We start from the raw sequence: 20,497 nt of genomic DNA, 5'->3' as shown, positions 1-20,497 counted from the left end.
TGGCGGGGGCAATGAAGATCGCCGTCCTTCGGGAACGCGCGACAGGGGAGAGCAGGGTTTCGGCATCGCCGGAGACTGTGAAGAAGTTCATTGCCCTCGGGGCCACGGTAGCTGTCGAAAGCGGGGCGGGCATCACCGCCTCGATCTCCGACGATGATTATCGCGCAGCAGGGGCCGAGGTTGCGGACAATGCGGTGCAGGGTGCGGATATCGTGCTCGGCGTGCAGGGGCCGGAACCTGAGCTGCTGGCTGGCACCAATCCCGGCGCGTGGATTGTTGCCGGGCTCGATCCGTTCGGCAAGCGGGCGCGGGTCGATGCCTATGCCGCTGCCGGGTTCGAAGCGCTGGCGATGGAATTCATGCCGCGCATCACCCGCGCACAGAGCATGGACATCCTGTCTTCGCAGTCGAACCTCGCCGGTTACAAGGCGGTGCTGGTCGCCGCCAACCTCTATGGCCGCGCGTTTCCGATGATGATGACCGCGGCGGGCACGGTCTCTGCTGCCAAGTGCTTTGTCATGGGCGTAGGCGTTGCCGGGCTTCAGGCGATCGCAACGGCGCGCCGACTTGGCGCGCAGGTTTCGGCAACTGACGTGCGCTCGGCCACCAAGGAACAGATCCAGTCGCTCGGCGCCAAGCCGATCTTCGTGGAGAGCGTTGCTGGCATCGAAGGTGAGGGCGCCGGTGGCTATGCCACGGAAATGAGCGAGGAATACCAGAAGGCGCAGGCCGAATTGGTCAGCTCGCACATTGCCAAGCAGGACATCGTGATCACCACCGCGCTGATCCCGGGCCGCGCTGCACCACGCCTGATCTCTGACGCGCAGATCGCGACAATGAAGCCCGGCTCGGTGATCTACGACCTTGCCGTGGCGCAAGGCGGAAACGTCGAGGGTTCGGTGCCCGATCAGGTCGTCGAAAAGCATGGCGTCAAGATCGTCGGCTATTCGAACACGCCTGCGCACCTTCCGGCCGACGCTTCGGCGCTGTTTGCACGCAATCTCTACAACTTCCTCTCGGCCTTCTGGGACAAGGAGCAGGGCAAACCTGTTCTGGACGAGGAAATCGGCAACTCCATTCGCCTGACGCAGGGCGGCAAGGTTGTAAACGAACGACTGCTCGGCTGAGGGGGCCTGACATGGATTTCATTTCGATCCTGAGCATTTTCGTGCTCGCCTGCTTTGTCGGGTATTACGTCGTCTGGTCGGTCACGCCGGCTTTGCATACGCCGCTGATGGCGGTGACCAATGCGATCTCCTCTGTGATCGTGGTTGGCGCGCTGGTCGCTTCGGCCGCTGCCGGTAGTCCTTCGGCCAAGTGGCTGGGGCTGGGCGCGGTGGTGCTGGCTTCGGTCAACATCTTCGGCGGCTTCGCCGTGACGGCGCGGATGCTCGCGATGTACAAGAAGAAGGAGAAGAAGTGATGGAACACGTCGCTGTCTCTCCCTGGGTCGCGCTGGCCTATCTGGTCTCGGGCGTCCTCTTCATTCTCGCGCTGCGTGGGCTTTCCAGTCCCGCGACGAGCCGTGCAGGCAACCGCTATGGCATGATCGGCATGACCATCGCGGTCGCCACCACACTGCTGACGCACGAAATTGCGAGCCTACCTGAAATCATCGTGGCGCTGGCCATCGGCGGCGGCATCGGCTTCGTCATCGCCCGCAAGATCGCGATGACCGACATGCCGCAGCTGGTCGCCGCGTTCCACTCGCTGGTCGGCCTTGCCGCCGTGCTGGTGGGCCTTGCGGCCTATCTCAATCCCGATGCCTTCGGGATCATGCTGCCCGATGGCCAGATCAACCCGGTCAGCCGCATCGAACTGGGCCTTGGCATTGCCATCGGCGCGATCACCTTCTCCGGCTCGGTCATCGCCTTCCTCAAGCTGGCGGGCAAGATGAGCGGTTCGCCGATCCTGCTGCCGGGACGCCATGTGCTGAACCTCGGCACGCTGATCGCGATCATCGGGCTGGTGGCCTACTTCACGCAGGACCAGTCAGCCTGGGTGATCGCCACCATCACCGTGCTGTCGTTCATCATCGGCTTCCTGCTGATCATCCCGATCGGCGGCGCGGACATGCCGGTGGTCGTCTCGATGCTCAACTCCTACTCGGGCTGGGCGGCTGCAGCGATGGGCTTCACGCTGCACAACACCGCGATGATCGTGACCGGCGCGCTGGTCGGCTCCTCGGGTGCGATCCTTTCGTACATCATGTGCAAGGCGATGAACCGCGGGTTCCTGGCGGTTATCGCAGGCGGCTTCGGTGCTGAGGCTGCTGCCGGTGGCGGCGCTGCCAAGGAGCAACGCCCCTGGAAGCGCGGCTCTGCCGAAGATGCCGCTTACATGATGAAGGAAGCCGAGAACGTCATCATCATTCCGGGTTACGGCATGGCCGTGTCCCAGGCGCAGCACGCGCTGCGCGAGATGGGCGACGTACTCAAGAAGGAAGGCGTCAACGTCAAATACGCCATTCACCCGGTCGCGGGCCGCATGCCCGGCCACATGAACGTGCTGCTGGCCGAGGCCAACGTGCCGTATGATGAAGTGTTCGAACTTGAGGACATCAACAGCGAGTTCGCGCAAGCTGACGTTGCCTTCATCATTGGCGCCAACGACGTGGTCAATCCGGCTGCCAAGACCGACAAGTCCTCGCCGATCTACGGCATGCCGGTGTTCGATGTGGACAAGGCCAAGACGATCTTCTTCGTCAAGCGCTCGATGGGCGGCGTGGGCTATGCCGGCGTCGACAACGACGTGTTCTACATGGACCAGACGATGATGCTGCTGGCCGATGCCAAGAAGATGGTCGAGGACATCGTCAAGGCGCTGGCCCACTGATGGCCAGGTGCGTCACCGTCGTTGCAATCGCATTGATGGTGGCGTCATGCGCGCCATCGAAATTGGCTTACGGAAAGGTCCGCTCGGCTCTGGTCGATGCGGGCCTGTCCGATAGCAATGCCGCCTGCATGGCAGAACGGATGACCGACCGTCTGAGCATCGGCCAGTTGAAGCGCCTGCAGGCGCTGCAGGGCGTCAAGCGCGGGTTGGCCGACTATGTCGCTACCGTAAAGCGTCTGGGAGACGCCGAGCTGCTCGGCGTGACGACAAGCGCCGCAGCGCTCTGTGCGAGCGGTCTGGCGCCCGAGAAGAGGCGCTAGCACTCTGGACCTCCCGCGCGGCCTTTCGTAAGGCCGGTGCAAACAGGGGCCTGTCATCCAAGCCCGGGGAGTTATCGTTTTGCGCAAGATCGGCCTTATCGGCGGCATGAGCTGGGTTTCGACCCGCACCTATTATGAAGACATCAACCAGCTGGTGCAGGCTCGCACCTCGAAGATGGCCAGCGCGCCGCTGCTGATCGAAAGCCTCGACTTCACCGACCTGATCCGGCTGTCCACGCCGGAGCAGTGGGACCATGCCGCCGAGGTGCTGACTGACAGCGCCCGCAGGTTGGAGCAGGCCGGAGCCACCGCGCTGTTGATTGGCGCGAATTCGATGCACAAGGTCTATGACAAGGTGGCGGAGGCCGTATCGGTACCCGTGATCCATATTGCCGACGCGGTTGGCGCGAAGATGAAGGAGGCCGGCGTTACCAACGCAACGCTCCTTGGCACGCGCAATGTCGTGATGGAGAGCTTCTACCGCAAGCGCCTGGTTGCCCACGGGGTGAGCCTGCTGCCGCCGGTGGTCGAGGAAGTCGAGGCAATGGACCAGATCATCTATGACGAGCTGATGCTGGGCAAGGCCTCGCGCTCGGCAGAGCGGACGTTCAAGACGATGCTGACCAACATGGGCCAGCGCGGCGCGAGAGGTGCAGTTCTGGCGTGCACCGAACTCGACATGGTGATCGATGTCGATGCCAACGTGCTGCCGATCTTTGACGGTACGCGGATCCATGCACAGGCGGCAGTCGACTGGATTCTCGGTTGATCTCAGCATGATCGAGGGCCGCGCACCTTTCGCCAGCGACCCTGCGCGCACGCGCGGGCGGGAGTTCGGTCTTGACGACAAGGCATCGCGCGGGCCTCGCAGCGCGTTCCAGCGTGATCGCGACCGCATTATCCATTCCATCGCGTTCCGGCGGCTTCGCCACAAGACGCAGGTGTTCATCGCGCCCGACGGCGACCACTATCGCGTACGACTGACGCACAGTCTGGAAGTGGCCCAGATCGGGCGCGTGATTGCGCGCGCGCTCGGCCTGGACGAAGACCTGACCGAGGCTTTGTGCCTGGCGCACGACATCGGCCATCCGCCTTTCGGCCACGCCGGGGAAGATGCCCTGGAAGAGGCGATGGCCGGGGCTGGCGGCTTTGATCACAACGCGAATACCCTTCGCGTGCTGATGCGGCTCGAGAGCCCCTATTGCGGGCATGAAGGGCTGAACCTTTCGTGGGAGACACTTGAGGGCCTTGCAAAGCACAACGGGCCGATCCTGAAGCCGACCTGGGCGCTGGAGGAACTGGACGCAGGTTTTCCGCTTGATCTTCGGACATTTGCGTCGCTCGAAGCGCAAGTGGCCGCGATTTCCGACGATATTGCGTACGACAACCACGACATCGACGACGGGTTGCGAGCGGGGTTCCTCTGCCTCGACCAGTTGCTCGAACTGCCATCCGTGGCGGATCAGTGGCGCGGAATAGAGCGTCGTTTTCCGGGGGCGCAGCAAGACCGGATGTTGCGCGAACTGGTTCGCGGGCAGATCGGCCACATGGTCAACGACGTCATCGCGACAGCGCAGGCCAACATCAGGGATGCCGGTGTGGCGAGCGTCGAGGATGTTCGCAGTGCAGGTCGGCCACTGGCCGGCTTCTCTGCCGCGATGGCCGAGGAGGAACGGGCGCTAAAGCAGTTCATGTATCAGCGCCTCTATCTGCACGAAGAACAGTGCCAGACGGCAGATCGCGCGCGAAACGTGATCGCATCGCTGTTCAGGGCTTATGCAAATGACCCAGCGCTCTTGCCGGAAAGCTGGCGTTCGTCGCTGCCTGCCGAAGAACCTGCCAGAACCCGGCACATCGCCGACTTCATCTCCGGCATGACCGACCGCTACGCGATCGACAGTTACGCCAAGCTGTTCGGGCAGGCGCCGGAGGGGCTGCGCAATGTCTGACCAGACGCGCGTGGTTCTGGTCGGCGCAACCGGGCTGATTGGCCGGGCCGTCATGGCAGAGGCTGTCGGACGTCCTGACGTTCACCTCGTGGCCGTAGCCCGCCGCGAAGTGCCCTTGCCGAAGGGCGCGCGGATGGAAATGCTCCTGTCCGACACCGGGCACTGGCCCGATGCCATCGCCGCGGGACGGCCCGATACCGTGGTGATTGCACTGGGCACCACGATCAAGGCCGTGGGTGGCGACAAGCAGGCCTTCCGGGCCGTGGATCACGATCTTGTGTTGGAAAGTGCTGCGGCGGCCAAGGCAGCTGGGGCGAGGCAATTGATCGTCGTTTCCTCGGTCGGTGCGCAGTTCTCGTCGAAGAACTTCTATCTATCGGTCAAGGGAGAGGTTGAGGACAAGCTGGCCAAGCTGCATTTCGACCGGCTCGACATCATCCGTCCGGGCTTGTTGCGCGGCAAGCGCGAAGGGCCCGTGCGCCTTGCCGAGAAGGTCGGGATGATCCTGAGCCCACTGGCCGACTTGCTGATGATGGGAAGCTTGCGCAAATATCGGTCGGCCAAGGCGGGCGATGTCGCGCGGGTCATACTGACGCTGGCCGGTACGAGGCAGCGCGGGCGCGTCGTGCATCAGCATGACGATATGCAGCGCATCCTGCGTCGGGGATAAGCTTGTCGCAGCGCAGTTGACTTGGCGCTGCAGTGCAACGATGAGGAGCCGTCGCTGATCGCGCGGGAGAGCTCTCTCGATTCGTTCAGGGTCGAGAGACGCCGAAGGAGCAACCGCCCCGGAATCTCTCAGGCAAATGGACCGCGTTGGTCGATAGCGACACTCTGGAAAGTGCCACTTCCCGAAAAGGGAAGGGCCGCCGAAGGGGTAACCCCAACCAAACCCGTCTGGAGAGGCGGGCGGGGGAAAGCTCTCAGGTTTCCGTGACAGAGGGGGCGCCGCATGGCGTCTGAACTGCACGGGAATGATATTTGTGAGCGACACATACAATAATCCTGCCGACATTGACGATATCGATCCGGACGTACCGACCGGCCCGCTGGTGCTTCCGCTTGACCAGTGGCATCGCGCCCGTGGTGGGCGTATGGTGGACTTTGCCGGGTACTGGATGCCGGTGCAGTTCGAAGGAATAATCGCCGAGCACCTGTGGACCCGCGAGAGCGCTGGGTTCTTCGACGTCTCGCACATGGGCCAGCTTTACGTATCGGGCGAGGGTGCCGAGGCCGCGCTCGAGCAAGTTCTGCCGATCGATCTTTCAACCCTGCCCGTGGGCGGCGTGCGCTATTCGCTGCTGTTGAACGAAGAAGGCGGCATCCTCGATGACCTGATGGTCACGCGCTGGGGCACGGGCTTCTATCTCGTGGTCAACGGAGCAACCAAGTGGGACGACATCGGCCATTTGCGCGAACATCTGCCCGATGCGGTGACGCTGAACCATCTTGAGGACAATGCCCTCTTTGCCTTGCAGGGACCGAAGGCGTTTGAAGCTCTCGAGCCGCTGGTTTCGGGCGATCATCCGCTGTCGGCGCTGACATTCATGCGCGGCGGTCAGTTCAAGCTTGGCGGCATCGATGCCTGGATCAGCCGCTCCGGCTACACGGGCGAGGATGGGTTCGAGATTGCGGTTCCAGCTGAAAACGCTGCGGAACTTGCCGACCTGATCTGCGCCCAGCCGCAGGTGAAGCCGATTGGTCTTGGCGCGCGTGACAGCCTCCGCCTCGAAGCAGGGCTGCCCCTGTATGGGCACGACATGACCGAGACCATCGATCCGGTCAGCGCCGACCTGCTGTTCGGCATCAACAAGCGCCGTCGTACCGATGGCGGGTTCATCGGTGCAGACAAGGTCTTGCCGGTCATTGCCGCGGGCGCTGCCACCCGCCGTGTCGGGCTCGCCATCGAAGGACGCATGGCCGCTCGTGAGGGGGCCAAGGTTCTTTCTGGCGAAAACGAAGTCGGTATCGTCACCTCGGGTGGCTTCTCCCCCAGCCTCGAGCGCCCGATCGCCATGGCCTATGTACCGGCCGAACTCGCCGTCTCTGGCACCCAGCTTTCCATCGATGTGCGCGGCCGCAAGCTCGCTGCCAGCGTCGTGCCCATGCCTTTCGTTCCCCATCGCTACCACCGCAAAGGAGCCGCTTGATGACCCGCTATTTCACCAAGGACCACGAATGGATTGCGGTCGAGGGCGATGAAGCTACGGTCGGCATCACCGACTACGCACAGAGCCAGCTTGGCGACATTACGTTTGTCGAACTGCCCGCCGAGGGCAGCGAAGTCGGCAAGGGCGATAGCGCCTCGGTCGTCGACAGCGTGAAGGCCGCCTCCGATGTCTATGCCCCGGTCTCGGGCAAGGTGACGGTTGCCAACGCCGCGCTCGAGGACCAACCCGAACTGGTCAACACGGACCCCGAAGGCGAGGGCTGGCTGTGGAAAATGGCGCTTGCCGACACTGCCGAACTCGAAGGCCTGATGGATGAGGCCGCTTACCAGGCCTACGTCGCGGAGCTGTGATCCCATGCGCTATCTTCCCCTGACCGACGCCGACCGGAGCGCGATGCTCTCGGTCATCGGCGCAGGCTCGATCGACGAACTGTTCGCCGATGTGCCCGCCGAAGCGCGTCTGACTGCCCCGATTTCGGGCCTGCCCAAACATGCGACCGAAATGGCGGTCGAGCGCCACATGGCGCGGCTTTCCGCCAACAACACGACCGCAGGCTCGGTGCCGTTCTTCCTTGGTGCGGGCGCCTACCGCCACCACGTGCCAGCCACGGTGGATCACATGATCCAGCGCGGCGAGTTCCTGACGGCTTACACGCCCTATCAGCCCGAAATCGCGCAAGGCACGCTGCAGGTGCTGTTCGAATTCCAGACGCAGGTCGCGCGCCTGTTCGGCACTGATGTGGCGAACGCCTCGCTCTACGATGGTTCGACCGCATGCTGGGAAGCCATCGCAATGGCTGGCCGTATCACCAAGCGCGGCCGCGCCGTGCTTTCAGGTGGCGTGCATCCGCACTATGTCGAGACTGCGCGGACCATGGCAAAGTTCACCGGCGACGTTCTGGATACTTGCGCCCCTGTTCTCGAAGCCAGCGCTGACGAGGATGCGCTGATCGCGAAGATCGACGCTCAGACCTCGTGTGTGGTTGTGCAGTATCCAGACATTCTGGGCCGAATTCCCGATCTGGCAAGGATTGCACAAGCAGCGCAGGCTGCAGGTGCGCTCTTGATCGCAGTGGTGACCGAACCCGTGGCCCTGGGCGTGCTGCAAAGCCCCGGCAGCCTTGGCGCCGATATCGTGGTGGGCGAAGGCCAGTCGCTTGGAGTGGGCCTGCAGTTCGGCGGACCATACCTCGGCCTGTTCGGTTGCCGCGAGAAGTACCTTCGCCAGATCCCTGGCCGCCTGTGTGGCGAAACCGTGGATGCCGATGGCAAGCGCGGCTTTGTGCTGACACTCTCCACGCGTGAGCAGCACATCCGCCGCGAGAAGGCGACGAGCAACATCTGCACCAATTCGGGCCTCTGCGCGCTGGCGTTCTCGATCCACATGACCTTGCTGGGAGGTTCGGGCCTGTCGAACATGGCCAGGCTAAGCCACCATGCGGCGCGCAAGACGGCGGCGGCTCTGGCAGAAGTGCCGGGCGTTACGGTGGTGAACAACCATTATTTCAACGAGTTCGCCGTGACCCTGCCAAGGGATGCACGTCAGATCGTGCGTGAGATGGCCGACCGCCAGGTGCTGGGTGGAATTTCGCTCGGGCGGCTTTATCCGCAGGAAGACGCCCTGGCTAACGGCATGGTGGTTGCAGCTACCGAATGCACGACGGACGAGGACATCGCTGCGCTGGTCGCGGCGCTGAAGGAGGTTTTGGCATGAACGCGATCAATCCTAACGGATGGCGTCCATCGATGGGGGAAGGCGCCCCTGACAACGCAATCCAGACCTTTACCGGCAACCGTGCGTTGCAGCTTGAGGAAGCGTTGATCTTCGAGCTTGGCGATGCTGACCGCTCAGGCGTGGATTTCCCCGAAACCGGTGGCATCGACATGTCCGCACTGGGGCCGATGGCGCGCGCCGAGCGTCCTGAACTTCCGGGTCTTTCCGAGCCGGAGACCGTTCGCCACTATACCCGCCTCTCGCGCCAGAACTATGCGATTGACCTCGGTCTATTCCCGCTGGGTTCGTGCACGATGAAGCACAACCCGCGGCTCGACGAAAAGGTCGCGCGTATGCCCGGCTTTGCCGATGTTCATCCGCTGCAGCCGGTCCACACCGTGCAGGGCGCGCTTGGCGTCATCAACGAACTGGCGCACTGGCTGATCGAGCTTACCGGCATGCACGGCGTTGCGATGACGCCCAAGGCTGGTGCCCATGGCGAGCTGTGCGGCCTGCTGTGCATTCGCGCTGCGCTTGAAGCAAAGGGCGACCCGCGCGATGTCATCCTCGTTCCGGAGAGCGCCCACGGCACAAACCCGGCTACAGCGGCATTCGCCGGCTTCAAGGTCGAGAACATCCCGGCCACGCCGGACGGCCGCGTTGACACCGCCGCCCTGATCGCGCGGCTAGGTCCGGACGTTGCGGGCGTGATGATCACCAATCCGAACACCTGCGGTCTGTTCGAACGGGACCTGAAGACCATTGCCGATGCGGTTCACGCAGCAGGTGGCTATGTCTACTGTGATGGCGCGAACTTCAACGCCATCGTGGGCCGCGTGCGTCCGGGCGATCTTGGCGTCGATGCAATGCATATCAACCTGCACAAGACCTTCTCTACCCCGCACGGAGGCGGTGGTCCGGGTTCGGGACCTGTCGTCCTGTCCGAGGCACTTTCGCCGTTCGGCCCGCTGCCCTTCACGGCGCGGCAGGCCGATGGCTCGATCAAGCTGATCGAGGAAGAGCAGGCGCATGACGAGCACCCGCAGGCTTTCGGACGCATGTGCGCATTCCACGGCCAGATGGGTATGTACACCCGCGCGCTCGCCTACATCCTGAGCCACGGCGCCGATGGTCTTCGCCAGGTATCGGGCGATGCCGTGCTCAACGCCAACTATGTCCTGCGCAGTCTCGAAGACGTGCTCGATGCGCCATTCGGTGCATCCGGGCCTTGCATGCACGAAGCGTTGTTCTCTGACGATGGTTTTGCCGAGGGCTTCTCGACCAACGACCTCGCCAAGGGCCTGATCGATGAGGGGTATCACCCGATGACGGTGTACTTCCCGCTCGTCGTTCACGGCGCGATGCTGGTCGAACCCACCGAAACCGAGAGCAGGGCCGGGCTTGACCAGTTCATCGGAGCTATGCGCTCCCTGGCCGAGCGGGCACGGGCAGGTGATGAACTGCTCAAATCAGCGCCGCATCTTGCGCCGCGCCGCCGGCTTGACGAGACCTTGGCTGCGCGCAAGCCGAAGCTGGTTTACAAGGACTGAGAATGCGAAAAGGGCCGCCCCGGATAACCGGAGCGGCCCTTTGTACGCACCTGAGGAAGGATCAGTTGATCGCTTCTTCGGTGGTGTTGGCTGCCGACTTGAGGTCATCGCCTGCGCCGCGGACGGTGTTGCAGGCAGTTGCGCCGAGAAGAAGACCACCCATCATGGTGGCGAAAACAAACTTGCGGACCATGGCTTTGACCTTTCGAACCTTGGTGCGAGGCAAGGGATATTCCCCGACCTCACGAACTGGACGAAAGGCAGAACGCTGATCGCCCTGCGTGGTTCCATCATGCCGCGAGTGGCGCGCGCTCCCTTGCGCGGGAGAGCACATGTTCGCGCCAGGCAATCAGCAAACTCGCCCCGATGATGACTGGAGCGCCAAGCCATGTGGTTGGCGGTGGCAAATGATCGAAGATCAGCCATCCCCACATGGTAGCCCATGCGAGCTGGATGTAATCGACGACCATGACGCTCGACACTGACCCGAAGCGTAATGAAGCGGTCATGGCGATCTGCGCAAACAGGCCTGTCAGGCCAATGCCGCCAAGCATGGCCCAGCCTATGGCGTCATGGTTCATGTCCTGACCGATGAGGCCAATCGCCAGCACTGGGGCGCTGAATGCCGAAAAGTAGAATACGACCGTCAGCGGTTCCTCTGTCCGCCCCAGGTCGCGCACCTGTATGGTGACGAGCGCTACCATCAGCGCTGCTCCAATGCCCACGGCGACGCCAAACGGAGGAAGACTGGAGGTTTCCGGCCCGGCGATGACAAGCACGCCGACGAGGCCGAGGATCACGGCGGTCCAGCGCCAGATACCCACCTTCTCCTTCAGGAATATGGCTGACAGGATCACTGCGAACATGGGCGTTGTAAAACCGAGGACGGTCGCCTCCGCCAAGGGCAACAGCCGCACCACGCCAAGCGTGAGGAACATGCCGGTCCCGCCGATCAGCGCACGACGGGCATGGATCCATGGGCGCTTGGTTCGCAAACGGTGCAGCTCGCCTCGCGCCGTCAGCCATCCCAGAATGCCGAGGGCGGGAAGCGCCTGCCGGAAGAACAGCGTCTCGGGCAGCGCGATGTTGCGCTCGCCCGTCAACTTGACCAGCAACAACATGACCGAGAAAAGCACTGTAGCCATGAGGCGCAGTCCAAGCGCCAGCATCGGGCGATCGAGCGAGGTTGGCTTGGCTGCGGACATGCCGGGGGCATAGGCGAATGCCCCTTGCGATCAACCCCTTCGTTGCCCATCTGCGACGCGATGGAAGACTGGTTCCCGCATCTCTGGCAGTTTCACGTCGTCGCGGGGAGCCTTGCGCTGGCCGTTGCGATCGTTTCGGTCTGGGCCGAGCGTCGTCGCTTCCGGCGGGTGAATCTCGATGCTGTCGGCTTCATGCCTTGGACCGTGATCTACCTGATCGCCTTCCTGGCGGCCTGCGTGTTTCTCGGCCTTGCGGCACGAGAGTGGTTCGCAGGATGAGTTCCAGTTACAGGCAGGCTTCGAGGTACGCCTGGTCAAAACCGAACTGACGTGCCTTCTCAAGCGTGTACGGGCGCAGGCCTGAAGGCCTGAATTCGCCGATGATCTTGCCCTCCTCGGTTTCGTCGAGATACTCGAACTTGAACAGTTCCTGCGTCACGATGACGTCGCCTTCCATCCCGATCACCTCGGTGATGTTGGTGGTACGGCGAGAACCGTCGCGCAGGCGCTTGACCTGAACGATAAGATCGACCGACTCCGCGATCTGGCGGCTGATGGCTTCCTTGGGGATCTTGATGTCGCCCATCAGGATCATGTTTTCCATACGGCCGAGGCATTCGCGCGGGCTGTTGGCGTGCAGGGTGCACATCGAACCGTCGTGACCAGTGTTCATCGCCGCGAGGAGGTCGAAACACTCCGCGCCACGAATTTCGCCCAGGATGATCCGGTCAGGTCGCATACGCAGGGCGTTCTTGACGAGGTCGCCGATGGTAATCGCGCCTTGGCCTTCGAGGTTCGGCGGGCGCGTTTCCAGAGGCAGCCAGTGCGGCTGCTGCAGGCGGAGTTCTGCGGCGTCTTCGATCGTCAGCACACGTTCGCCCGGGTCGATCATCTTCGACAGGGCATTGAGCATGGTCGTCTTGCCCGAGCCGGTACCGCCCGAGATGACGATGTTCATGCGGCATGCACCGGCAATTTTCAGCGCCGTCGCCATCTTGTCTGACATCGACCCGAAATCACGCAGCATGTCGATCGTGATCGGCTTCTCCGAAAATTTACGGATCGAGATGGCAGTGCCGCGAAGCGAGAGCGGCGGGACGATGACGTTGACGCGGCTACCGTCCTTGAGCCGGGCGTCGGCCAGCGGCGTGGTCTGGTCGACGCGGCGGCCGACCTGGTTGACGATGCGCTGCGCGATCTGAAACAAGTGGCTTTCGTCGCGGAAGCGGATCGGGGCAAGCTGGAGCTTGCCCTTCTTTTCGATGTAGGTCTGCTCGGGCCCGTTGACCATGATATCGGACACATCTGGATCGTTGAGCAGCTCTTCCAGCGGACCGAAGCCGAGCAGTTCGTCGATCAGCACCTTTTCCAGCGCGAACTGTTCGCGCCGATTGAGCGTGACCTTAAGTTCGGCCAGCACTTCCATGATGATCGGCCGGAATTCCTCCGACAGCTCTTCCTTGGTGAGCGTAGCGGCAGCTTCGGGATCGACGCGTTCGAGCAGGCGCGGCAGCACCTGTTCCTTGATCTTGTGAACCGATGCTTCGAAACCCTCGGCCTGATAGTTCCCCTCGTTCACGCCATTCGCGCGATCGGCGAGTCGGGTCAGGGCATCGGCCTTCAGGGATGCAGCATTAACTGGCGTGTCGATCGCATCCATCGGGGGCAGTGGCGGAAACTGCTCTCCTCCCATCGGCATCGGTACGGCGGCAGGCGAAGGAGCGGGGGCGGCTGTCTCGCCATTGCGCATTGGGCGCGCAACACCAAACGATGGCCGCGCCCCGCCTGTTGTTCCTGCAACGCCGTTCTTTCGCCCGAAAGCGCTCATATGCAATGTCCCGTCAAGCTGCCGGACCTGGCGTGACGGATAGCCCCGCCGGTCACGATCTGAAGGGGTAATAGCCCGTGAACCTTTTAGGATTTCCTAATGATAATGCACTGGCTCCGTGGGCCGTGAGGGACCGCGCTGGACACGGCAGCCAGTGCGACTGAACCATACCGCAGTCGATCGGGAGAAGGGGCAGATTCCCGTCTTGCCCGCCCCGCAACTGACCTTTGTCAACTCAACACAATGTTCTATGCGGCTAATGGTCCCGAACAGTGCAACAACCCGCCTTGGATGGCCAAGTCGGTGGTGAGAGTTTCAGCCTTGTCAGATCAGTCACGTTCGGCGCTATTGCTGGCCCTTGGAGGCTTCGCACTTCTCTCGGTAGGCGATGTCCTTGTCAAAAGCATGGCCGGTGCATGGCCAGGGACCGCCATCGCTGCGCTGCGTTATGTGTTCGGAACCATTGGCCTCGGCGTGCTGCTGCTGGTGAAGGAAGGTCCAGCCAGTTTCACTTTCCCCAAGTTGGGCTGGCAGATCGCGCGCGGAGGCAGCGTAGCGGTGGCGGCAATGACATCGTTCACGGCTTTTCACCTGATGCCGATAGGCGAGGCCACGGCCATTTCGTTTACCAGCCCGATGATCACTGCCTTCCTTGCAGCAGCGCTGCTCAAGGAGCCGATGCGCCGGCAAACTTGGATCGCGACAATAATCGCATTTTGCGGTGTTCTGGTAATCCTGCGCCCGAACCTCGCCGTACTGGGGCCGGCGGCATTATTGCCGGTCCTGGCCGCCTCGGGCATGGCGCTGCTTATGGTGGCGAACCGCAACGTGACGGGCACCGGATCGGCGTTGTCGATGCAGTTCAACGTGGCGCTGATCGGTGCGGTATTCCTCTGCGTCGGTGCGGTTGCGGGCGATGCCAGCGGCATTCCGTTATTTGCGGTGCCAGCTTTGCCGGTTTCGGTGCTGATCAAGGCCGCGATCATTTCCGTTACCGCTAGTTGTGCGCATGCGTTGTTGTACCTTGCCACAACAAAGGCCGGCGCAGCCTCGATCGCACCGATGACCTATGTGCAATTGCTGCTTGCCGGTACATTCGGCTGGGCCCTGTTCGGCGAGCGTCCCGATCTGGTGTCCGTCGCCGGGGCGCTGGTGATCGTGGCAGCCGGGCTTTATCTGTGGCGGACGGGCAGGGCCGTGGCGACCCCGGCAATCGGCGAATGACCGAAGCGCCGCGACCGGTCTGCTGGCTTTGTAGCAGGCCGATCGGTCGCCGCTCCGAACAGCATCACCCGGTGCCCAAAAGCCGGGGCGGCCGCACGACTGAAGAGGTTCATCCCATCTGCCATCGCACTCTTCATTCGACCTTTTCGAACAGCGAACTCGCGCGCATTGGCGCAGACCGTGGAGTTATCATTGCCAACCCCGCAATGGCACGATTTCTCGTCTGGATTGCCGACAAACATCCCGACTTCCACGCTCCTACCGCACGGAAAAAGCGCTAGAGCGCGTCGAGAAGCGGCGCCAGATCGTTCAGCAGCACTGTGGGGCGATCCTTCTCGGGAAGTTCGACATCGCGGGCCATCACACCGGTTGCCAGTCCAATAGACACGGCACCCGCAGCATTGGCCATCCGCATCTCAAGCGCGGGATCATCGCCGACGACAACCACTCCGGAGGCGGCGGACCTCGGCAGACCCATGATCGACATCGCAGTATCGAAGGCGACCTTCGATGGCTTGCCCAAGATGCGCGGGCGCTTGCGCGTCATTGCCGTCAACATCGCATTGATGGGAAAGCTCGCGCCGATTGCGCGACCATTCTCGGTTGCGAAGAACGGGACATTGCTCGCCGTGACCAATCGCGCGCCGTTCCATAGCGAGTGGCAGGCCGCTTCGAGCGCGTTGAAATCAAACTCGCGAAACCAGCCAGTATAGACAGCCTGAACCCCTTCGGCTTCCTCTGAAGGACCGACCACTTCCAGACCGGCGTCCACTAGCGGAGCGGCGCAGCCGGCATTTCCCAGCACCCGAACCTTGCTCAATCCAGCCTTGCCTAGCCATATCGCAGCCGAACTGGAAGGCGTCAGCATCTGCCGATCGTCTACAGGAAAACCGGCATTGCGCAGCGAGTTGGCATAGGCGGCAGGTGGCTTTGCCGTGCCGTTGGTGAAGACCACGTAAGGTTTGCCGGTTGCCCTCAACGCCTCGAGAACGGCAATGGCGTGAGGCAGGGCACGGTGGCCGCCGCTCTTGGAGTCACCCAAAGCGATGGTGCCGTCCATGTCGAAGATATAGCCGGCAGCATCGCGCGCACGCGCCTTGAATTCGGAACCAAGTATCAAAGCGATGCTCCGGCATGCAGGGCGAGGCGGAAGCCTTCGCGTTCGATCACGATGTCGCGCGCCTGCGGATTAGCGGCGAGCCTGCGCAGCAGCGAGATAATCGGCGCTGCTGCTGGCGAATAGGTCGCGCGCGAGCGCCCGGCCGCAAGCATTGCGTCAACCTGTTCAGCTGGCATGACCGCGCGGAGCAGGAATTCCTCGTCCTGCAGGTTGGTACCGAATTGGCGGCGCAGGTCGCCAAGGGCCGGGAACGTGGGTTCCTTTTCCAGTTCGCGCGCGCGCGGGCGGTCCATGATCGTTGCCAGCACCTGTGGGTCAACAGGCGAGGTCGGTTTGCCAAACTTGCCCATGCAATAGCGGATCACCTGATCCGACACTTGCGCATAGCGCCGGTCACCGATCACGTTGAACAGCGCTTGCGTCATGACCATCTGGGGGAAAGGCGTGACCATGATCGGGAAGCCGAGGTCAGCGCGAACATGGCCAGTTTCCTCGATGACCGCGTCCATACGGTCAGACAGCCCCAGTTCTTCAAGTTGGCGGGCAATCGTGGTCATGACTCCGCCCGCGATCTGGTGGCGCAGGAAGCTGGCATCGAAATTCTGCGGACGACCTGGTGGCAGGCCCTCGGCAAGCGCGACGCGTTGCCAATAGGTTGTCAGTCGCTTCAGTGCTGCCTTGTCGATGCCGACATCAAATCCAGCCTCCTCGAGGTTCGCGACCATGCGGTTGGCTTCCGGAAGGGAAGAGCCGTCCCCCCCGGGGCCAACGCCGACGTGAATTGCCGAGATACCCAGCCTTGCGGCTTCGAGGCTGGCCATCATGCCAAGACCGACCGTGGTGTGGGCGTGAATTTCCAGCGGGCGGTTGCCGATGACAGCCTTGACCGCCGGCACCAGTGTCCGCGCGCGGTCGACCGAGAGCAGACCTGCGGGATCCTTGATGTAAAACAGGTCGATATGCGGGCTTTGGCCGACTGCCTTTGCAAAATCGGCATAGAACTCGTCGGTGTGAATTTCGGATAGCGTGAAGGTCAGCGCCGCCATGACTTCGGCGCTTCCCTCTTCCTTGACGAGCTTTGCCGCCTCTATCACCGCAGGCACTTCGTGCATCGGGTCGAGCAGGACGAAGCGTCCGACCCCGTTCGCCTGCAATGCGCGATATACGAGCTGCATGAATTCAGGGTCTGCCTGCTGCCAGGCAATGAAGCGCAGGCCCGTCGTGATGAACTGTAGCGGCGTCGTCGGCATAGCCGCGGCCATCCGGCGCAGGCGTTCCCACGGATTGTTCTGGAAGTATCGCACCGCCACGGCCATGTGGCTCGAGGACGTGAAGTCGATGGCCCTGAACCCGCAGGCTTCGGTGAGAGAGGCAGCCTGCAGCATGTGCGCGGTGTTGAGGCCGGTCGCGCCCCACAGGCTCTGATTGCCGTCGCGCATGGTAACGTCGACGAGACGGATCTCGGTCATAGGGCAAGTCCCACGAGGAAGCCGGTGTCGACGCCGCCGGCGACGAAGCGCGGATCGGCGACGATGCGGCGATGGAGAGGAGCCGTTGTCGGCAGGCCAGCGATGTGCAACGCGCCCAATGCCTTTTCGAGGCGATCGACTGCCTGCTGACGTGTGGCACCGTGCACGATCAGCTTGCCCATCAGGGAATCGTAGAAGGGTGGCACTTCCCCGCCGACGCCGATGTGCGTGTCGACGCGGACACCCTCACCGGAAGGCCAAGCTGCGCGTGTTGCGCGTCCTGGCGAGGGGCGGAAATCGGCATCGGGGTCTTCAGCGTTGATCCGAACCTCGATCGCGTGGCCCGTGGGACGGATCATGGCTTGCGTCAACGACAGCGGCTTGCCCATCGCCACCAGCAATTGCTGTTCGACCAGATCAACCCCGGTGATCGCCTCGGTCACCGGATGCTCGACCTGGATGCGGGCATTCAGCTCCAGGAAATAGAACGAGAAGTCGGTTGCATCGACGAGAAACTCGGCTGTGCCGGCTCCGCGATAATTCAGGTGTCGGGCAAGCCTTACTGCTGCCTGCTCGATCCCGTCGCGTGCCGCAAGCGGCATGGCCGGAGCGGGTGCCTCCTCCACCAGTTTCTGGAAGCGCCGCTGGATCGAACAGTCGCGCGTGCCAAGATGGAGGGCATCTGCGCCATCGCCAAGCAGTTGCACCTCGACATGCCGGCCCCGCGCCACAAAGCGCTCCACATAAACGGCGGCATTGCCAAAGGCTGCCTGCGCTTCCGCTTGCGCCATATCGAGCGCGTTATCGAGGTCTTCGGGCCGATCGACCCTGCGCATTCCCTTGCCGCCACCGCCTGCCACGGCCTTTAGCAGGAGCGGGTAACCGGTCTGGGCGGCGCGGGCGTGAACGTCGGCGCGCGTGGCCGCTTCGCCGCCGGGCAATACCGGCAATCCTGCCTCCACCGCCAGGGCACGCGCCGCCAATTTGTCTCCCATGCCTTCAAGCGTCGCTATGTCCGGGCCGACAAAGCGCAGGCCTGCAGCCAGCACGGCGCGCGCAAACTGTGCATTCTCCGAAAGGAAGCCGTAACCGGGATGCACCGCATCGCACCCCGAGCGGACGGCCGCAGCGATCACTCGCTCGATCGCCAGGTAGCCTTGCGCCGACGGACCGGGGCCAACGATCTCGACCCGGTCGGCGAAAGTTGCCGGAAGCGACGACGCATCCGCTTCGGACGCGCCGAGTACGGTTTCGATACCCATGGCTCTTGCGGTTCGAATCACGCGGAGTGCAATCTCCCCGCGGTTGGCGATGAACAGTCTGCGGATCATGTCAGGTCAGCCGCACCAATGGCTCGCCCTTGGCCACGAGCGTTCCGTCTGCCACCAGCACTTGCGCAATGGTGCCGCTGCGGCCTGCATGGACCGGGTTCATCAGCTTCATCGTCTCGACAATGCCGATGACCGTTTCTGGACCCACTGCATCGCCGGGCTGGACATAGGGCGGCGCTCCAGGCTGTGGAGCGTGGTAGAATGTTCCGGGCAAGGGTGAGCAGATTGCCTCGGGGTCGACCACAGCGGACTCGGCATCGCCAGCGACTTCCGGTGCGGTACCTGCCCATTGCCATTCCTGCGTGGAACCGCCCTGAACATCGCCTTTTGCAACGCGTAACCGGAAGCGGCGCGTCGCAAGGTCGAGTTCGCGATATCCCGAATTTTCGAGGATCGTAGTGATCTCTGCAATGTCTTCGTGAGTTAGTGGCAGGTCGTCTGTCATCTCGAGTTCAATTCTTTGCGGCCAGCATCTCGCGTGCGGCAGAGATCACCGCGCTCGAAAAGGCTTCGTCATTGAAGTGGGAATCGATGGCGGTCACCGGCACGCTTTCAGGCATGACCTGCGTCAGATATGCCGCGAAGGGGCCCGGAACCGTGAGGTCCTGCAAATGACCTGTCGCACTGTCGTGGCTGGAAAAACCCTTGAGCGGTGTGAATACCCTGACCGGCCCCTTGGCCTCGCCCGCATTCGCGGCGAGGTGATCGGCGAGTTTCCTGAGATCTTCGATGCCCGTGCGCACCGCGGTGAGTTGCGGGTTATGCTCGTGATAGCGGCGGCCGGGAAACTGCTCACGCGAAATGTCGATCGGGCCGCCAATGATGAAGTCGGCGTTGCCCGGCGCAATGATTGTCGGAATTCCCTTGCGCAATGCCGCCCTGCCTCGGTCGGGTCCGGAATCCGCAAGGCCACCAAAGATGTGATCGAGGATTTCTGTCTGCGAGAGATCGAGCACCAGCGCCACGTCCTTGTCGGTCGCCAGACCATCCAGTGTCGGCCCGCCGGCGCCCGATGAGTGGAACACCATCACCTCGCAGCCATCGGCTTCCAGCGCCTGCCGGATCCTTTTCACGCTCGTTTCGGTGGTGCCGAGGGTTGTGATCAGCACAAGTGGCTTTTCCGGGCCCTTATCGCGGTCATAACCCTTGGCCATGCCGGCCACGGCATTGGCAGCGTTGCGGAAGACATCGCGGCTGATCGTGTTGATGCCCGAGATATCGGTGACCGCGTTCATCATCGCGATGTCCTTCACGCCCATGTAGGGTTTGGTAAAACCCGAGGCCATGGTGGAGACGATCAGCTTGGGCAGGCCATAGGGGAAGCTCTGCATCAGCGCGCCCGCCAATGCCGACCCCATCGATCCGCCCACCGCGAGGATGCCGGATACCGGCGATTTGCTGTCCCAGGCGTGCGCTGCGACGATGGCACCGCGGATCATCGCGTCCTGACACTTGCCTTCGTGGCCAAGCTTGCGGACGTCCTCGATGGCCATGCCAGCGCCCTGCGCGACCATCTCCGGTGAAATCTCGGCGCCCCCGATGGTGCGGCGCACGCTGGGATCGAGGTGGACCACTTCGACGCCCGCAGCCTCGAGCGCTGCTCGCGTGAAGCGGGCTTCCTCCTCCTTGGTATCCTGCGTGCAGATGAACAGAACGCTCGGCTTGGTCATCGTCTTGTTTTCCTCTCCGTCGCCTATTGCTGCGACAGTGCGGTTGACTTTGCACGGGGGTTTGATGATTTTGCGTTGCATAAGGTGAAACGCAGAATCTGCCGGAGCAGGA

22 protein-coding genes and 2 riboswitches are annotated in these 20,497 nt (G+C 62.7%); of the genes, 14 read left to right on the top strand and 8 right to left on the bottom strand.

Annotation, left to right across the window (positions count from 1 at the left end):
• The first annotated feature begins 11 nt into the window (after positions 1 to 11).
• The 11 genes from B9A23_RS02105 to gcvPB all read left to right on the top strand — a co-directional run bounded on the left by B9A23_RS02105 (position 12) and on the right by gcvPB (position 10,538).
• Entirely contained in the window at positions 12 to 1,127 is a 1,116-nt protein-coding gene (locus B9A23_RS02105; RefSeq protein ID WP_084277492.1) for an NAD(P) transhydrogenase subunit alpha, read from the top strand.
• Between the two features lie 11 nt (positions 1,128 to 1,138).
• Positions 1,139 to 1,423 (top strand): NAD(P) transhydrogenase subunit alpha part 2, encoded by a 285-nt coding sequence (locus tag B9A23_RS02100; RefSeq protein WP_011445494.1) that lies wholly within the window; start codon positions 1,139 to 1,141, stop codon positions 1,421 to 1,423.
• A complete protein-coding gene (locus tag B9A23_RS02095) occupies positions 1,423 to 2,835 on the top strand; it encodes an NAD(P)(+) transhydrogenase (Re/Si-specific) subunit beta (RefSeq protein WP_084277191.1) in 1,413 nt (470 codons plus the stop codon). The genes B9A23_RS02100 and B9A23_RS02095 overlap by 1 nt, the downstream gene beginning before the upstream one ends.
• Positions 2,835 to 3,155 carry a hypothetical protein gene (locus tag B9A23_RS02090; protein WP_084277190.1) on the top strand — a complete coding sequence of 107 codons (321 nt, stop codon included), beginning with the start codon at positions 2,835 to 2,837 and terminating at the stop codon, positions 3,153 to 3,155. Before B9A23_RS02095 ends, B9A23_RS02090 begins: the two co-directional genes overlap by 1 nt.
• A 79-nt stretch (positions 3,156 to 3,234) precedes the next feature.
• Entirely contained in the window at positions 3,235 to 3,924 is a 690-nt protein-coding gene (locus B9A23_RS02085) for an aspartate/glutamate racemase family protein (RefSeq protein ID WP_084277189.1), read from the top strand.
• A complete protein-coding gene (locus B9A23_RS02080) occupies positions 3,890 to 5,104 on the top strand; it encodes a deoxyguanosinetriphosphate triphosphohydrolase (protein ID WP_254894923.1) in 1,215 nt (404 codons plus the stop codon). Before B9A23_RS02085 ends, B9A23_RS02080 begins: the two co-directional genes overlap by 35 nt.
• The gene (locus B9A23_RS02075) at positions 5,097 to 5,774 is read left to right on the top strand and encodes an NAD(P)H-binding protein (RefSeq protein WP_084277187.1); all 678 of its coding nucleotides are present in this window, start codon (positions 5,097 to 5,099) and stop codon (positions 5,772 to 5,774) included. Before B9A23_RS02080 ends, B9A23_RS02075 begins: the two co-directional genes overlap by 8 nt.
• Before the next feature lie 53 nt (positions 5,775 to 5,827).
• Positions 5,828 to 5,928: riboswitch (glycine riboswitch) on the top strand.
• A riboswitch (glycine riboswitch) is annotated at positions 5,929 to 6,054 on the top strand.
• Positions 6,055 to 6,117: 63 nt separating this feature from the next.
• A complete protein-coding gene (gene gcvT / locus B9A23_RS02070; protein WP_254894960.1) occupies positions 6,118 to 7,254 on the top strand; it encodes a glycine cleavage system aminomethyltransferase GcvT in 1,137 nt (378 codons plus the stop codon).
• Positions 7,254 to 7,625, top strand: coding sequence for a glycine cleavage system protein GcvH (gene gcvH, locus B9A23_RS02065; protein WP_084277491.1), 372 nt, complete (start codon positions 7,254 to 7,256; stop codon positions 7,623 to 7,625). The genes gcvT and gcvH overlap by 1 nt, the downstream gene beginning before the upstream one ends.
• A 4-nt stretch (positions 7,626 to 7,629) precedes the next feature.
• Positions 7,630 to 8,988, top strand: a complete 1,359-nt coding sequence (gene gcvPA / locus B9A23_RS02060; protein WP_084277182.1) for an aminomethyl-transferring glycine dehydrogenase subunit GcvPA — start codon at positions 7,630 to 7,632, stop codon at positions 8,986 to 8,988.
• Positions 8,985 to 10,538, top strand: coding sequence for an aminomethyl-transferring glycine dehydrogenase subunit GcvPB (gene gcvPB, locus B9A23_RS02055; protein ID WP_084277180.1), 1,554 nt, complete (start codon positions 8,985 to 8,987; stop codon positions 10,536 to 10,538). Before gcvPA ends, gcvPB begins: the two co-directional genes overlap by 4 nt.
• Before the next feature lie 61 nt (positions 10,539 to 10,599).
• On the opposite strand, the gene B9A23_RS23180 is transcribed toward gcvPB, so the two are convergent.
• Entirely contained in the window at positions 10,600 to 10,731 is a 132-nt protein-coding gene (locus tag B9A23_RS23180; RefSeq protein WP_254894922.1) for a hypothetical protein, read from the bottom strand.
• 97 nt (positions 10,732 to 10,828) lie between these two features.
• Entirely contained in the window at positions 10,829 to 11,743 is a 915-nt protein-coding gene (locus tag B9A23_RS02050; protein WP_084277178.1) for a DMT family transporter, read from the bottom strand.
• A 60-nt stretch (positions 11,744 to 11,803) separates the two neighbouring features.
• Here B9A23_RS02050 and B9A23_RS02045 point away from each other — a divergent pair, with 60 nt between their 5' ends.
• Complete coding sequence (locus B9A23_RS02045) at positions 11,804 to 12,022, top strand: hypothetical protein (RefSeq protein WP_084277176.1); 219 nt, start codon at positions 11,804 to 11,806, stop codon at positions 12,020 to 12,022.
• Positions 12,023 to 12,029: 7 nt separating this feature from the next.
• On the opposite strand, the gene B9A23_RS02040 is transcribed toward B9A23_RS02045, so the two are convergent.
• On the bottom strand, positions 12,030 to 13,571 hold the full coding sequence (locus B9A23_RS02040) for a CpaF family protein (RefSeq protein ID WP_084277174.1): 1,542 nt from the start codon (positions 13,569 to 13,571) through the stop codon (positions 12,030 to 12,032).
• A 243-nt stretch (positions 13,572 to 13,814) separates the two neighbouring features.
• Here B9A23_RS02040 and B9A23_RS02035 point away from each other — a divergent pair, with 243 nt between their 5' ends.
• Both B9A23_RS02035 and B9A23_RS23175 read left to right on the top strand, forming a co-directional pair.
• Positions 13,815 to 14,795, top strand: coding sequence for a DMT family transporter (locus B9A23_RS02035; RefSeq protein ID WP_254894921.1), 981 nt, complete (start codon positions 13,815 to 13,817; stop codon positions 14,793 to 14,795).
• The gene (locus B9A23_RS23175; RefSeq protein ID WP_084277172.1) at positions 14,792 to 15,076 is read left to right on the top strand and encodes an HNH endonuclease; all 285 of its coding nucleotides are present in this window, start codon (positions 14,792 to 14,794) and stop codon (positions 15,074 to 15,076) included. Before B9A23_RS02035 ends, B9A23_RS23175 begins: the two co-directional genes overlap by 4 nt.
• Here B9A23_RS23175 and B9A23_RS02025 read toward each other — a convergent pair.
• The 5 genes from B9A23_RS02025 to B9A23_RS02005 are packed head-to-tail and all read right to left on the bottom strand — an operon-like array spanning position 15,073 to position 20,385.
• Positions 15,073 to 15,915 (bottom strand): HAD-IIA family hydrolase, encoded by an 843-nt coding sequence (locus B9A23_RS02025; protein ID WP_254894920.1) that lies wholly within the window; start codon positions 15,913 to 15,915, stop codon positions 15,073 to 15,075. The genes B9A23_RS23175 and B9A23_RS02025 overlap by 4 nt on opposite strands.
• Positions 15,912 to 17,384 carry a biotin carboxyl carrier protein gene (locus B9A23_RS02020; RefSeq protein WP_084277170.1) on the bottom strand — a complete coding sequence of 491 codons (1,473 nt, stop codon included), beginning with the start codon at positions 17,382 to 17,384 and terminating at the stop codon, positions 15,912 to 15,914. The genes B9A23_RS02025 and B9A23_RS02020 overlap by 4 nt, the downstream gene beginning before the upstream one ends.
• On the bottom strand, positions 17,381 to 18,715 hold the full coding sequence (locus B9A23_RS02015; RefSeq protein ID WP_084277168.1) for an acetyl-CoA carboxylase biotin carboxylase subunit: 1,335 nt from the start codon (positions 18,713 to 18,715) through the stop codon (positions 17,381 to 17,383). Before B9A23_RS02015 ends, B9A23_RS02020 begins: the two co-directional genes overlap by 4 nt.
• A gap of 1 nt (position 18,716) precedes the next feature.
• The gene (locus tag B9A23_RS02010; protein ID WP_084277166.1) at positions 18,717 to 19,160 is read right to left on the bottom strand and encodes an acetyl-CoA carboxylase biotin carboxyl carrier protein; all 444 of its coding nucleotides are present in this window, start codon (positions 19,158 to 19,160) and stop codon (positions 18,717 to 18,719) included.
• Between the two features lie 7 nt (positions 19,161 to 19,167).
• Positions 19,168 to 20,385, bottom strand: a complete 1,218-nt coding sequence (locus B9A23_RS02005; RefSeq protein ID WP_084277488.1) for a Tm-1-like ATP-binding domain-containing protein — start codon at positions 20,383 to 20,385, stop codon at positions 19,168 to 19,170.
• Positions 20,386 to 20,497: the final 112 nt, after the last annotated feature.

The sequence above is a fragment of the Novosphingobium sp. B1 genome, assembly GCF_900176395.1.
In the GTDB taxonomy this organism is placed as follows: domain Bacteria; phylum Pseudomonadota; class Alphaproteobacteria; order Sphingomonadales; family Sphingomonadaceae; genus Novosphingobium.
The sequence above is the reverse complement of the archived record's forward strand: the minus strand, read 5'-3'. Positions and strand labels throughout refer to the sequence as shown.

Bases quoted from the DNA above. Each gene is read 5' to 3' on its own strand.
- B9A23_RS02105 (WP_084277492.1), top strand. From the start codon at position 12: ATGAAGATCGCCGTCCTTCGGGAACGCGCGACAGGGGAGAGCAGGGTT.
- B9A23_RS02100 (WP_011445494.1), top strand. From the start codon at position 1,139: ATGGATTTCATTTCGATCCTGAGCATTTTCGTGCTCGCCTGCTTTGTC.
- B9A23_RS02095 (WP_084277191.1), top strand. From the start codon at position 1,423: ATGGAACACGTCGCTGTCTCTCCCTGGGTCGCGCTGGCCTATCTGGTC.
- B9A23_RS02090 (WP_084277190.1), top strand. From the start codon at position 2,835: ATGGCCAGGTGCGTCACCGTCGTTGCAATCGCATTGATGGTGGCGTCA.
- B9A23_RS02080 (WP_254894923.1), top strand. From the start codon at position 3,890: ATGCACAGGCGGCAGTCGACTGGATTCTCGGTTGATCTCAGCATGATC.
- B9A23_RS02075 (WP_084277187.1), top strand. From the start codon at position 5,097: ATGTCTGACCAGACGCGCGTGGTTCTGGTCGGCGCAACCGGGCTGATT.
- gcvH (WP_084277491.1), top strand. From the start codon at position 7,254: ATGACCCGCTATTTCACCAAGGACCACGAATGGATTGCGGTCGAGGGC.
- gcvPA (WP_084277182.1), top strand. From the start codon at position 7,630: ATGCGCTATCTTCCCCTGACCGACGCCGACCGGAGCGCGATGCTCTCG.
- gcvPB (WP_084277180.1), top strand. From the start codon at position 8,985: ATGAACGCGATCAATCCTAACGGATGGCGTCCATCGATGGGGGAAGGC.
- B9A23_RS23180 (WP_254894922.1), bottom strand. From the start codon at position 10,731: ATGGTCCGCAAGTTTGTTTTCGCCACCATGATGGGTGGTCTTCTTCTC.
- B9A23_RS02050 (WP_084277178.1), bottom strand. From the start codon at position 11,743: ATGTCCGCAGCCAAGCCAACCTCGCTCGATCGCCCGATGCTGGCGCTT.
- B9A23_RS02045 (WP_084277176.1), top strand. From the start codon at position 11,804: ATGGAAGACTGGTTCCCGCATCTCTGGCAGTTTCACGTCGTCGCGGGG.
- B9A23_RS02040 (WP_084277174.1), bottom strand. From the start codon at position 13,571: ATGAGCGCTTTCGGGCGAAAGAACGGCGTTGCAGGAACAACAGGCGGG.
- B9A23_RS02035 (WP_254894921.1), top strand. From the start codon at position 13,815: ATGTTCTATGCGGCTAATGGTCCCGAACAGTGCAACAACCCGCCTTGG.
- B9A23_RS23175 (WP_084277172.1), top strand. From the start codon at position 14,792: ATGACCGAAGCGCCGCGACCGGTCTGCTGGCTTTGTAGCAGGCCGATC.
- B9A23_RS02020 (WP_084277170.1), bottom strand. From the start codon at position 17,384: ATGACCGAGATCCGTCTCGTCGACGTTACCATGCGCGACGGCAATCAG.
- B9A23_RS02015 (WP_084277168.1), bottom strand. From the start codon at position 18,715: ATGATCCGCAGACTGTTCATCGCCAACCGCGGGGAGATTGCACTCCGC.
- B9A23_RS02010 (WP_084277166.1), bottom strand. From the start codon at position 19,160: ATGACAGACGACCTGCCACTAACTCACGAAGACATTGCAGAGATCACT.
- B9A23_RS02005 (WP_084277488.1), bottom strand. From the start codon at position 20,385: ATGACCAAGCCGAGCGTTCTGTTCATCTGCACGCAGGATACCAAGGAG.